This is a genomic window from Mycobacterium sp., assembly GCF_052145595.1.
Taxonomy (GTDB): domain Bacteria; phylum Actinomycetota; class Actinomycetes; order Mycobacteriales; family Mycobacteriaceae; genus Mycobacterium.
The window spans coordinates 1-11,753 of the sequence record NZ_JBKQOI010000030.1 but is presented as its reverse complement, the minus strand read 5'-3'; the positions used below and the strand labels follow the sequence as shown (position 1 = coordinate 11,753).

The following is an 11,753-nucleotide window of genomic DNA, read 5'->3' as shown; positions in this document are numbered from 1 at the left end:
GTCGCGCAGATCCTGCGCGACGCCGACACCGCCATGTACGAGGCCAAAACCACAGGCCGGGGCAATAGCCACTACTTCACCGAGGAGCTGCGAAACCGAAAGCGACGACACCTCACCAACCAACGGGACTCCCTCACCGGCGCTCCCAGGGCTTGGCAGGCTCACTTCTGAAGCGCGGGGACGGGGTCAATTCCGGAGTTTTCTACGGCGGGATTGCGGCTGTCGAAGGCGACCTCCCGGTGCAGTCCGGAGGTCTGCGGGGTGTTGCCGGAGAATTGGTCACGCCGAACGACGTGGACCGAAGGCTCGGGCATTGGGGATTCCTTGCTGTTCAAGGCCGACCGGTAGTGCGCTGTCCCCGGCCACGTGCAGTCCGAACGGTGGCAAGTCGCCGACTCGCCAGGTGCCCTCGAACTGCAAGCTTCGACCGGCGGCGCAGGCCCGTTGCATGGCACGCCGGGCTGTCGCCAGCTGCTGAGCCTCCCAGCCGGTTAGCCGAGCGGGTACCTGCCGTCCAGTGGTGTGTAGCAGCGCGTTGCCTAGTTGCCAGGCATCGTCGGCCGCCTTGGCGGTGCCCGCACCGATGTGCGGTCGCAACGCGAACGCCGCATCGCCGATCAGGCAGCTTCTTCCGAAGGCGATTTGCGACACCTCGAGGTCGACGATCACCTGGACGAACGGCTCAGCGCTTCGCTGGACGAGCTCGGCGATCGGAGAGGGGAGCTCGGCGTCAGCCGCGGAATGCAGCGCTTCAAGATGCTTGGTCTGGACCGATCCGGGCGGCACGGTCAGCTCAGCCCTGGAACCATTTCGGTCGGTCAGCAGGTCGGTGAGGTGGTCGCCCGGAGCGACGTTCCGATACCAGAGCCAGTTACTTAGCGCGGACCCGTCCGGGCCCGGAATCGGATAGGTCAGCAAGTGGCCGTTCGGGAGGATCCGGTAGGTGACCGCGTCCCGCAGGATGCTCGCTGTACGGACGCTGAGTTCCTCGCGTTCGATGGTGCCGCGCCAGGCCACGTATCCCACATAGCGCGGTTGCGCGTCGGGCAGCAGAATCCCGCGTGCCGTCGAGCGGATGCCGTCGGCGCACACCACCAGGTCTGCGGTCAAAGTCCGACCGTCGGTCAGTGACAGCCCGACTTCATCGCCCCGATTCTCAAGGTGCGCAAGCTGAGTCGACAGGTGGTAGTGCTCGGTGCCGAAGGCGTCGAGCAACCCTTGATACAACTCGAAGTACGACGCCAACCGGTATGCGCAGGCTCGCTCTTAGGCGACCGAGCCGTCATCTCCGAGATAACGAAGCCTGCTGGCAGGTACGCCGATGTCGCCAGTCGCCTTTCCGGCCCGCTCGACGAGGTAGCGAACAGTGGTGGGATGCAGGACGATGCCGGCGCTCCGCCCCTGCAGCGGAACCGCACTACGTTCCAGAACCTCGACGTCCCATCCCTGGTCTCGGAGAACCAGCGCTGCCGTAAGACCCCCGAGTGATCCGCCCACGACAAGTGCCCGGCTCATGCCGCTTATCCGTCCTCGCGAACTTGTGCCCATATTGACTCCTCGCCCGTGATTGGCTGAGTCGGTGCCTGTGCTGTGACCATGGCTTAAGAATTGGCGTCCGAGGCGCCGATGTCGTCAGCGCTGACGCCCATTCACGGTGCCTGCCAGCCTCCCTGCGCGCGTACCTGGCAACTGCAAGGCGGTTGCCCGACACCTGGCATCGCCGGATCAAAAAGACCCGCGGTTCTTCAAGAGCGTTGAACGGTGCGAGCGGAGCCGACAATGGCCGAATTTGTCTCTGATTTCGATGTGGGTCCGCACCACTTTTAGCGTGCTAATCTCACCGATAGCACGGATCACCTTCGTCATAGTAGAACATTGTTATCATCTAGATAGACCTCATTAGGGCGCTGTTGGAATGGGTTATGTGAAACAACGTGGTGAAGGCGCGGTGTTGGCCGTCGGAAAGAGAACGATATGGGCGTGAAGGAAGTGATGACTGATCTGGAGGGCGGAAGCCGCCTGCGCACCTACCAGCGTGACGGCCTGACGTTGGGGTACACCGTGGTGGGCGACGGTCAGCCCATCCTGTTCGTCCACGGCGCGACGGCCACAGGGGAGTTCGAGTGGGGTCGGCTCGCGGCGAGGCTGGCGTCCGAATATCGATCCGTCCTGCCTGATTTACGCGGTCACGGCCGATCAGAATTCCGCGAGTCAGTCGACATGGGGCAGGCAATCTGCGCAGATCTGCGACATCTCATCGAGCACCTGGGCCTCGGCCACCCCCACATCGTGGGGTTCTCTTACGGTGCCGAGATCTCGCTCATGCTTGAACTATCGACACCAGGCACCGCACGCTCTCTCGTATTGGTAAGTCCGGGCACCGGCCGCCCCAGCGACTACCGGGCTCCGCGCCTCGAGCACCTGTACCGCACCTGGCCATTCGCGTTGCGCCGCCTGCACGAGACGCACCACGGACCAGAGCACTGGCGTCAGCTTGTGACTGCGTTGCATGTGGATAGTGTCGGCCGGTCCGAACTTTCAGAGGAAGCACTGGGTGGTGTCGGCTGTCCGGTATTGCTGGTGGCCGGCGCCCACGACGAGTCGGCACGGCGGGCCCAGGGGCGCAGGTTCGCCGAGGTCAACGCTCTGGCGCGCTACGTAGAACTCGATGGCGCGGCACACGCAGTGCACCACAAGTGCCCCGATAGGTTTGCACAAGTCATCAGTGCCTTCCTGGCTAAAGTCGACTATGAGGGAGCGGGGCGTCATGGCGCGACAGAAGACAGCTGAGCGCAAACCGGCAGCTGAGGTGCCGGCAGAGGAGTACGTGCCGAGTTGGCAGCAAGACAGTGTCGACCGATCGCTGCGCAACGCAATCGAACGGGCGCGCAAGCGCAGTGATCGGTTCGTTGAGGCCGCCGTTGAACTGCTGTCTGAACGCGACGAAAGTGACTTCTCCATCCAGGACGTCGTGGACCGGTCCAACCAGTCGCAGCGCACGTTCTATACCTTCTTCGACAGCAAAGACAGCCTGATGCTGGCCGTGTACGAGACGATTCTGCGCAAGACCGCGATGCCGATGTTGCGGGAGCGCTGCGAGGGCATCGACGATCCGGTGCTGCGGCTTCGGGCTCTGCTGGACGCGTTGTCCGAGATCACCGAGATGCCCGCGCGGTTGGCGCGGGGGTTGAGCGTTCTTCACCTGCGGCTCGCCGAGACACGGCCAAACGACCTCGCCGGCGCAGTCGAGCCGCTGCACGCCTTCATCGTCGAATTGCTGACTTCGGTGGCCAGCTCGGGCCGGCTACGGGAGGACCTTGGGCTGCACACGCAAGCGGCGCTGCTTCAGGAATTGCTGCTTGCCTCGACGCACTCCCGGGTGTTGACGGGGGGCAGCCAGACCAGCGTCGACGATCTCTGGGCGTTCTGTTCGGCCGCGATATTGCGTCGCGAGGACTGACCGCCGGCGCTGCGTCGCACGACTTAGTTCAGGTCACGGAACCGGTGATCTTGAGGCTGATTAGCTCGTCGTCCGATTTTCCGAGTTCGCGCAGGATTTCGTCGGTGTGTTCGGCGAACTGTGGTGCCCGGGTGAGGCTGGCTGGCGTCTCATCGAACTGCACCGGGTTAGCGACCAGTTCGCGTCGCGCGCCGTCGATGTCGAGAACTTCGGCGATCATTCCGTTGGCGCGCAGCGCACGGTCTTGCCCTACCTCCCAGGGATCCTGCGCGACGCCCCACTGCCCCTCCATGCCGCTGAACTGTGACGTCCACTCGGACAGCGTCCGGCCGCCAATCTCGCTCTGAAGAATCTCGGCCGCCTCGGCCGTATTGCCCATGAGCGCCTCGACGGTAGCGAACCGCCTGTCGGTGATCAGATCCTCGCGGCCGATACGCCGACAGAATTCGGGCCAGTAGCGGCCTGGTTGCAGCATCGCCAGCACAATCCACCGATTGTCGGCGGTTCGGTAGTTGCCCGCCAGGGGATTCGTGCGAGCCGACCTGGTGGTGGGCTCCCGATCCGGCGACTCACCTGTCAGCAGTGCGAAGCCGACCGCTAGGGCGTTCGCCCAGGCGCCCACCCCGAGCAGGGAGACGTCGACCACCGACGTCTCACCGGTCCGTTCGCGCGCCAAAAGCGCTGCGGCGATTCCTCCGGCGATGGTCATCCCGCCGAGCGAGTCACCGTATGCACCGGCAGGCATCTTGCATAGGCCATCGAACTCCGTCGGGGTGGTTCCGAGCGCGGAGCCGCCCCGGGCCCAGAATGCGGTGCTGTCATAGCCGCCTTTCTCGCTGTCGGGGCCGCTGCTGCCGAAGCCCGAACCGCGCACATAGATGATGTCGGGATTGATCTTGCGTACGTCGTCGAGCTCGATGCCGAGCCTTCGGCGCGCCGCGGGTAGGAAGTTTGTCAGGAACACATCGCTGGTTCGGATCAGCTCGTGCAGGACGTCCAACGCCTCTGGCCGCTCAAGCGCCAGGCCAACGCTGCGTTTCCCGCGGTTGGGATGCTCCATCAGGGGTGCGAAGGAGCCGCTGCCGACCGGCATGCTCATCACCGCGCTGAGGCCGCGTTGGGCGTCGCCCTTCTCCGCGTGCTCGACTTTGATCACGTCGGCGCCCCAATCCGCCAGGACCGCGCCGGCGGCCGGCACAAACGTGAACTGGGCGACCTCCAGGACACGCACGCCCGCCATGGGTCGGATCACAAACGGTCTCCTGACTGAGTCGTTCGCGGTAGAAATATTTCCTCAGCTGCTCGCCGGGCGGACATGGATCACGTCTGTCATCAATTCACGCGGGTGACCCACGACGTGGTAGAGGACGTCGGCGACCATCGGCGGGGTCAGCAGTTTGGTGCCGCTCATCCGCGTCAGGTAGCCATCGGCTTCCCAGATCGGCCAGGCCCGCTCGAGGTCACCCGGTCCGAAGTTCTCATGGATTCCGGTATCGGCGACGGCGCCCAGGATAAATAGGGTCACCCGGATCGAGTCGCGGCGCAGTTCCTTGTTCATCGCCTTGGTGAAACCGCTGAGGCCGTGCTTGGTGGCGGCGTAAAGAGTCATCATCGGCATGTCGTCGAGCGTGATCTCTGAGGAGATGTTGATGATGTCGCCACCCCCGGCGGCACGCAGCAGCGGGATGGCCGCGCGGGTGGTGTAGATCGCGGCAACCAGGTTGGTGTTCACGGTCACGGCGATGTCCTCGTCGCTGGCTTCCTCGATCAGCCGGATCCGGCTGGCGCCGGCCGAGTTGACCAGCACGTCCACCCGACCGAACTGCGCCGCCACCTGCTCGAACGCCGCGCACACATCGGTGCTGGATGTCACGTCGGTGACGATCGGGACGGCGTTGACGCCGATCGTTTCGGCAACCTCGTCGAGCAACAGCTTGCGACGGGCCAGAAGGACTACTGTGGCACCGTCGCGCGCAAACCGTTGCGCCGTCGCCCTGCCGACGCCCATCGAGGAGCCGGAGACCACCACTACCTTGCCCTCCAAGCTGTGAGACATCCGGGCCTCGATTCCTTTACTCACGTACAGCACCCTGTGAAACTCTGGGCTGCCGTTTTAGTGCATGCTACGTTGCTTAGGACGCACATGCCGTTCTACCATGGCGCGCGCATGGCAGTCATCACCTTTGCCCGAGAACTCGTGCCGGCGACAGCCGGGAAGGGAGCGTGACTCGTGGCCACGCCCGTCACAGGTAAAGAAGCCAAGGACTGGGCCTCGCGGCATTTGCGGGGCAACTGCAGCTCGCTGTACACGCCGTTCTCCGGCGCAGACGGCGATGACATCGACTACGACGCATTGCGTGCGCTGGTGCGGCACTGCCTGGTGGACCTTGACCAGGACGGCATCTGGCTCACTGGTGGGATCGGCGAGTTCTGGTCGCTGACCACCGACGAGCTGAAGTCGGTCGTCGCCGTGGCCACAGCGGAGGCGCGCAGGGTCAAGCCAGACGCGCTGGTGCAGGTGATGTCGAGCACCGACACCGCCAAGCAATGCGTCGAACTCACCTTGCACGCCCAGGACCTCGGGGTCGACATCTGCTACATCCTGACCCCGTACTTCGAGTGCTCCGGCAAGCCCGGCGTTCTGCAGTACCTGCGGTACGTGGCCGACCGGACCGACATGCCGCTGGGATTCTTCAATTCCCACTCCACCGGACTGGTGCTGACCCCGAGTGAATGCGTTGAGCTCTACCGCGAGATCCCTGCACTGTGCGGGCTGAAGAACGGCTTGCTCGACGCGCGACACAGCCTGGCCATACACCAGCTCGCGCCGGAAATGGTGCTGTGGGAGGCCGACGACGAGGCGGGCATCCGTCTCGGCGTACCGCATCCGGGCGCGCTGGGTTCCGCGCTGTATCTCTACGAAAAGCCGGGGCTGCCGTTGTTCTCACAATGGCGTGCCCTTCTGGTGTCCGGTGATTTCGAACGCGCCGAAAAATTCGCCGCCGAAACGGGTTTGGCAGATATGAAGGCTGCGAGCCGGCGCTATCAGGCCCACCCGGCCAGGCCGGGCACCTTCACGCACTGGGGTTCCGGGTTCAAATTCGGCGCTTCGTTGCTTGGCCTGCCGGTCGGTGACTACCCGCATTCGCGGCCACCACAGACCGCTTTTCCCGACGAGCTCAAGGGCCCGATCCAGCAGGCGTATGCCGCATCCGGATTCATCACGTCGTGAGAACGGAGCACTGCGGTGCAGGTGCATGATTTCCGCGCCGGGTTGGTGACCTGGATCGACGAGCATGGCGAGCAGCTCGCCGCCCCCGTTGAGGACGGCAGCGGCACCGCGCAACTTGACCACCAGCGCCGGCTGGTCAAGCTGTGAGCAACGATGAGCGCTCCGCGGCGATCGCCGACGCGGCCGTCCGCGTGACGCGCGACGGGCCGGTGGCGTTGGTGATGCTTGCGCGGCCGGCGAAGTCCAACGCGATGGATGGCGAGGTCACCTACGCATTACTGGACGCCCTTCGGTCGCTCTGCGACAGCGGTGACGTGCGGGCAATGGTGTTCACCGGCGACGGTACGGCGTTCAGCGCGGGTGGCGATGTCCAGACGATCCGAGAGATGGGCGCGGACAGGGGAGTTCGCGATGCGATCCTCGGCGCGCACCAGGAGCTGTTCTGGGCCATGAGTCGGCTGCCGTTCGCGAGCGTCGCGGCGGTCAACGGCGCCGCAGTTGGGGCAGGTGTCACCGTCGCGCTGCTGTGCGACCTGGTTGTCATGGCACAAGACGCTTTCATGTCCGATCCGCGCGTCGCGCTCGGCTTGCTCGACGGCGCGGGCGGGATTGTGTTGTGGCCGTTGCTGACCAGTCTCTCTGCGACAAAGGAGCACCTGTTGCTCGGCGATCGGATTTCGAGCGCCGAAGCGCACCGGCTCGGCCTAGTCAACCGCGTCGTTCCCACCGAAGAAACCGTGCCGGTGGCCCTTGACCTGGCCCGCAGGCTGGCATCCCTACCGCAGCACGCGGTGCGGGAAGCGCGGCGCTTGCTGAACTCGCACATCGAGCGGGCGGCGCCGGTGCTTTCCGAATGTGCACGGGCCGAAAGCGAATGCTTCGACACGGAAGAGCACCGTGCTGCGCTGCAGCAGTTGAGCGTGCGACTTGCCGCAAGACCGCCAAGGGAGTCGTAGTGGTCGCAAGTAACCGCGTCGCGCTAGTCACCGGCGGCACCCGCGGGATCGGACGCGCCGTGACGGAGAGGCTGGCCGACTCCGGGATCGATGTGGCGACCGCTTACGCCACCGATTGCGTTGCAGCAGAATCGACCCGGGACCGCTGCGAGAAGGCCGGCGCCCAGGTCACCCTGCACCGGGTGGACGTGGGCGACCCGAAGTCCTGTCGGCGCCTCGTCGACGAGGTCTTAGACCAGCATGGGCAACTCGACTACCTGGTCAATAACGCCGGCATGGTGACCGAGCAGCGCTACGGCGACATCACGACTGCCGACTGGCAGCGGCACCTGGCGGTCAACCTCTCGGCCGCGTTCTTCCTGTCGCAGGCGGTCATGGGCGCCATGGTTGAGCGCCGCTTCGGGCGCATCGTCAACATCGGCTCGGTGTCCGCGACAGTGGGCAGCCCAGTGCAGATCCCTTACGCCGCAGCCAAATCGGGACTCATCGGATTGACGCGGTCGACGGCACGCGCCGTCGCACGAAAAGGAATAACGGTGAACTGTGTGATCCCGGGAAGCTTCGAGACCGAGCTGTCGGAGTCGTTGGCCTTCACCGACCGTGACACGGTGACGTCGATGATCCCTGTCGGGCGGTGGGGCCAGCCCGAGGAGCTCGCGCACGCGGTGGCGTTTCTGCTTGACGATCTGTCGTCTTACATCACCGGCGCCGTGCTCACCGTGGACGGCGGAATGAGCATGGGCGGATGACACAGTGACCCCAGTGACATTGCCACTGACGGCCGGCAGCGTCACGGCTCCCGGCATTCCGCCGGACCGGCGCGAGGAATACCGGCGGCTCGGCTACGTCAGCGACCTCACCGTCAGCGCGGCGGTCACCCGGGCCGCGCGGGGATGGGGTGCGCTGCCCGCCGTCCGCGAGGCGGCACAGCAGCTGACGTACCAAGAGCTGCTCGAGCATGTGGAACGTGCGGCGGCGTGGTTGAGCGGTGCGGGCATTGGCCCCGGCGCCGTGGTGTGCTGGCAGACGCCTAACTGGTGGGAAGCGCAGGTGCTGGCCTTAGCCGTGTGGCATGTCGGCGGGGTGAGCAGCCCAATCGCGCCGTTTTACCGCGAGCATGAACTGCGTCAGGTCATCGAGCAGGTCCACCCGGCGGCCGTCATCGCCGCCGAGTCGTTCCGCGGCTTCGGGCACGCCGAAGCATTCGACGACCTGCTGGCCGAATACGGGTTGCGCGACATTCCCAAAGTCGTGCTGCGGGGGTCCCGCTCCGGATGGACACCGTTCGACCATGTCGTCTCGCATGGGCGCCGACAGGAATATGCGGTGCTATCACCCGATGAGCCCTGCTTAGTGCTCTTCACGTCGGGAACGACGTCGAAGGCAAAAGCCGCCGTACATTCGTCGCGCACATTGCTTGCGGAGACCCGACAACTCGCCAACGCCTGGGGCCTGTCGTGGGAGGACGTCGCCTACATGGCGGCGCCGCTGCAGCACATCACCGGAGTACTGAACGCCATGACGATCCCGCTGCTGGTGGGCGCCTGCGCGGTCCTCGCCGACCACTGGGATGCCGACCAGGCCGTCGTCGAGATGACCCGCCACCGGGTGACCTACTCGGCCGGCGCGACAGTGTTCTTGCAGGAACTCACCCAAGCAGCCCGTGACGCACGAGTTCGTCTGCCGCTGAGGATGTTCGCCTGCGGTGGGGCGTCCGTGCCACGTGCGGTCATGGAGCGCAGCGAAGAACAGGGCATTCCCGCGGCACGGGTCTATGGCATGACCGAGATGCCGACGGTAACCGTGATGAACCGGGCATTTCCGTTTGACCTGCGCGCGGAGACCGACGGCGCGGTGGCGCCGGGTGTCGAGGTGCGCGTTGTCGAGGGCGAATCCCGGCCGTTGCCAACCGGTGTGGAAGGTGAGCTGCTAGTGCGGGGGCCCGAGCGCATGCTCGGCTACCTGGACCCCGAGGACAATCGTGCGGCACTGGACGAGGCTGGGTGGTTTCGCACCGGCGACGTCGGGGTCCTCGACGACGCGGGTTTCGTCACCATCACCGGACGGCTGAAGGACGTCATCAACCGCGGCGGCGAGAAGTTCTCCGCCCGCGACATCGAAGACCTACTCGTCACGCATCCCGCGGTGCGGCAGGCCGCCATCGTCGCGGGGCCCGATGCGCGCTTTGGCGAGGTCCCGGTCGCGTTTGTCGTGCTCGACGGCCACGCCCATCCCTCGACCGGCGAATTGGCCGCACACCTGCACGCCGCTGGCCTGGCCCGCCAAAAAACCCCGACTGCGTGGCATTTCGTGGATGGGCTGCCAATGACCCCGTCCGGAAAAGTCAAGAAGTTCGAGCTACTCGCAACTGTGGCCGCGGCAAGGGGCTCATGATGAACACCGATCAATTCGGCGTGGTGCTCGCCGCGGATTTTGCACCGGAGCGGTCTACAACCCGGGCGGATCGCTCCTCGCGTCGTTCGTTCAGGAGAGCGTGATCAGACGCTTCAGATAAGGAGACAGCAATGGCAGCAGAACATTTCGTCCGCTACGAGACCGACGGGTCGGTGGCGGTGATAACCCTGGACCGGCCGCAGGCCGCAAACGCGCAGACCCCGGGCATTCTCAAGGACCTCGACGACGCCTGGCGGCGCGCGGACGAAGACCCGGATGTACGGGTGATCGTGTTCACCACGACCGGTAAACATTTCTCGGCCGGCCATGACATGTCGGGCAGCGATCCATCTGCCAACGGCCGCGGCCTTCGTCCCAAACGTGCCGAGGATGGAACGCTGGTGGCCGAGGATTACTACGACTGGGAGACCCGGGGCTACCTGGAATACGCCAGGCGCTGGCGTGACATCCCGAAACCCACGATCGCGGCCGTGCAGGGTAAGTGCATCGCCGCCGGGCTGATGTTGTGCTGGCCGTGTGACCTCATAGTCGCAGCCGACAATGCTCAATTCTCCGACCCGGTCGCACTGATGGGCATCATGGGTGTCGAATATCATGCTCACACTTGGGAACTCGGCCCCCGCAAGGCCAAGGAGATGCTATTCACCCAGGATTCGGTGAGCGCCCACGAGGCGCTGCGCACCGGAATGGTCAACCACGTGGTGCAGTTGGAAGAGCTGCGCGCGTTCACGATGCAGCTTGCCCATCGCATCGCAAAAACCGACCCATGGGCGTTGCGCATGGCCAAGCGCGCGGTCAATCACACACTCGACACGATGGGTTTCTCCAACGCGATCGCGTCGTGTTTCGACATGCATCACCTCGGCCACGCGCGTGCGCTCGCGGCCACCGCGGGCAGGACCGTCGTGATGGCGGACTTGGACCGGATGAAAGCCGCCGGCCGCACTGATTCATGAGCTTCATGTGTGGAATTCGGGCGCCGAACAGGGCACCAACGCAGACAAACCCTCCACCGGCTCAGCCATGACTTCGCTCCGTCAGCAATGGCGTTCTCGACGGAAACCGCTCCCGGAGGGTGGCTGTTGATAAAGGTGCTGATGTTCTCTCCAATTGCACACATAGTTCTACCGAGGCGGTAATATGAGGTGCAGCTCACCCGGTTATAGCACGCGTCTTAAGTTAGCGCGCCGGCGATTTTTGAAGGTTGACAGGTGCGCTCAGGCATGGAGGAGGGTCACGTTGGACCAGCGCCGAGGAGGGACCGCGATGATGCCGAACGAGACAGGAAAACACCATTTCAAAACCGCATCGTGCAGCCTCAGAGTGGCATCGTGCTGGCTCAGAGGGGCCTCAGAGTGGTTCGCACCACGTCGGAAAATGATGACTTCGTTCTTTTCGAGAAAACGCAATGTTTACGGGTCTTGGCGCGGTGCGCTGGGACCCTACGTTGGTGCCGAGAACATTCACCAGGTCGACAGCGCTCTGCCGCACGGCGTGCAGGGCGCAGCCGACCCGCATTTCACCTGGGCTGTCCGGTTTTTCGGCCGGCTGTTCCCGGGGCCCCGATTCGGTGGTGGGGCGCTGTCGGTGTACCTGGACGGTCGCCCTGTCGTCGACGTCTGGACGGGCTGGTCCGACCGGCGGGGCGAGGTGCCCTGGACAGCCGACACCGCTGCGATGGTGTTCTCCG

At 64.8% G+C, this 11,753-nt stretch carries 14 protein-coding genes; 9 read left to right on the top strand and 5 right to left on the bottom strand.

Annotated elements, in window-relative coordinates:
* Positions 1-161 precede the first annotated feature (161 nt).
* Genes ACLP4W_RS02075 through ACLP4W_RS02065 form a run of 3 tightly spaced genes read right to left on the bottom strand, consistent with a single transcriptional unit; the run spans position 162 to position 1,515 of the window.
* A complete protein-coding gene (locus tag ACLP4W_RS02075) occupies positions 162-314 on the bottom strand; it encodes a hypothetical protein (protein ID WP_442383638.1) in 153 nt (50 codons plus the stop codon).
* Complete coding sequence (locus tag ACLP4W_RS02070) at positions 280-1,245, bottom strand: FAD binding domain-containing protein (RefSeq protein ID WP_442383636.1); 966 nt, start codon at positions 1,243-1,245, stop codon at positions 280-282. The genes ACLP4W_RS02075 and ACLP4W_RS02070 overlap by 35 nt, the downstream gene beginning before the upstream one ends.
* Positions 1,246-1,266: 21 nt before the next feature.
* Positions 1,267-1,515: an FAD-dependent monooxygenase gene (locus tag ACLP4W_RS02065; protein WP_442383634.1), complete on the bottom strand. Its 249-nt coding sequence runs from the start codon at positions 1,513-1,515 to the stop codon at positions 1,267-1,269.
* A gap of 477 nt (positions 1,516-1,992) precedes the next feature.
* On the opposite strand from ACLP4W_RS02065, the gene ACLP4W_RS02060 reads away from it, so the two are divergent.
* Both ACLP4W_RS02060 and ACLP4W_RS02055 read left to right on the top strand, forming a co-directional pair.
* Entirely contained in the window at positions 1,993-2,790 is a 798-nt protein-coding gene (locus tag ACLP4W_RS02060; protein WP_442383632.1) for an alpha/beta fold hydrolase, read from the top strand.
* Entirely contained in the window at positions 2,768-3,460 is a 693-nt protein-coding gene (locus tag ACLP4W_RS02055) for a helix-turn-helix domain-containing protein (protein ID WP_442383630.1), read from the top strand. Before ACLP4W_RS02060 ends, ACLP4W_RS02055 begins: the two co-directional genes overlap by 23 nt.
* A gap of 28 nt (positions 3,461-3,488) precedes the next feature.
* Here ACLP4W_RS02055 and ACLP4W_RS02050 read toward each other — a convergent pair whose 3' ends face one another.
* Both ACLP4W_RS02050 and ACLP4W_RS02045 read right to left on the bottom strand, forming a co-directional pair.
* Positions 3,489-4,700: a CaiB/BaiF CoA transferase family protein gene (locus ACLP4W_RS02050; protein WP_442383640.1), complete on the bottom strand. Its 1,212-nt coding sequence runs from the start codon at positions 4,698-4,700 to the stop codon at positions 3,489-3,491.
* A 54-nt stretch (positions 4,701-4,754) separates the two neighbouring features.
* The gene (locus ACLP4W_RS02045; protein ID WP_442383628.1) at positions 4,755-5,540 is read right to left on the bottom strand and encodes an SDR family oxidoreductase; all 786 of its coding nucleotides are present in this window, start codon (positions 5,538-5,540) and stop codon (positions 4,755-4,757) included.
* A 150-nt stretch (positions 5,541-5,690) separates the two neighbouring features.
* Between ACLP4W_RS02045 and ACLP4W_RS02040 the strand changes: the two genes are divergently transcribed.
* The 7 genes from ACLP4W_RS02040 to ACLP4W_RS02010 form a co-directional block, all read left to right on the top strand.
* Positions 5,691-6,692 (top strand): dihydrodipicolinate synthase family protein, encoded by a 1,002-nt coding sequence (locus tag ACLP4W_RS02040; protein ID WP_442383626.1) that lies wholly within the window; start codon positions 5,691-5,693, stop codon positions 6,690-6,692.
* 15 nt (positions 6,693-6,707) lie between these two features.
* Complete coding sequence (locus tag ACLP4W_RS02035; protein ID WP_442383624.1) at positions 6,708-6,839, top strand: hypothetical protein; 132 nt, start codon at positions 6,708-6,710, stop codon at positions 6,837-6,839.
* Positions 6,836-7,648 (top strand): enoyl-CoA hydratase/isomerase family protein, encoded by an 813-nt coding sequence (locus ACLP4W_RS02030; protein WP_442383622.1) that lies wholly within the window; start codon positions 6,836-6,838, stop codon positions 7,646-7,648. The genes ACLP4W_RS02035 and ACLP4W_RS02030 overlap by 4 nt, the downstream gene beginning before the upstream one ends.
* Positions 7,648-8,397, top strand: a complete 750-nt coding sequence (locus ACLP4W_RS02025) for an SDR family NAD(P)-dependent oxidoreductase (protein ID WP_442383620.1) — start codon at positions 7,648-7,650, stop codon at positions 8,395-8,397. The genes ACLP4W_RS02030 and ACLP4W_RS02025 overlap by 1 nt, the downstream gene beginning before the upstream one ends.
* Before the next feature lie 13 nt (positions 8,398-8,410).
* Positions 8,411-10,042: an AMP-binding protein gene (locus ACLP4W_RS02020; RefSeq protein WP_442383618.1), complete on the top strand. Its 1,632-nt coding sequence runs from the start codon at positions 8,411-8,413 to the stop codon at positions 10,040-10,042.
* 131 nt (positions 10,043-10,173) lie between these two features.
* Entirely contained in the window at positions 10,174-11,019 is an 846-nt protein-coding gene (locus tag ACLP4W_RS02015) for an enoyl-CoA hydratase (protein WP_442383616.1), read from the top strand.
* Positions 11,020-11,443: 424 nt separating this feature from the next.
* A partial coding sequence (locus tag ACLP4W_RS02010) for a serine hydrolase (protein ID WP_442383614.1) occupies positions 11,444-11,753 on the top strand: 310 nt, incomplete at its 3' end.

Bases quoted from the DNA above. Each gene is read 5' to 3' on its own strand.
- ACLP4W_RS02075 (WP_442383638.1), bottom strand. From the start codon at position 314: ATGCCCGAGCCTTCGGTCCACGTCGTTCGGCGTGACCAATTCTCCGGC.
- ACLP4W_RS02065 (WP_442383634.1), bottom strand. From the start codon at position 1,515: ATGAGCCGGGCACTTGTCGTGGGCGGATCACTCGGGGGTCTTACGGCA.
- ACLP4W_RS02060 (WP_442383632.1), top strand. From the start codon at position 1,993: ATGACTGATCTGGAGGGCGGAAGCCGCCTGCGCACCTACCAGCGTGAC.
- ACLP4W_RS02055 (WP_442383630.1), top strand. From the start codon at position 2,768: ATGGCGCGACAGAAGACAGCTGAGCGCAAACCGGCAGCTGAGGTGCCG.
- ACLP4W_RS02050 (WP_442383640.1), bottom strand. From the start codon at position 4,700: ATGGCGGGCGTGCGTGTCCTGGAGGTCGCCCAGTTCACGTTTGTGCCG.
- ACLP4W_RS02015 (WP_442383616.1), top strand. From the start codon at position 10,174: ATGGCAGCAGAACATTTCGTCCGCTACGAGACCGACGGGTCGGTGGCG.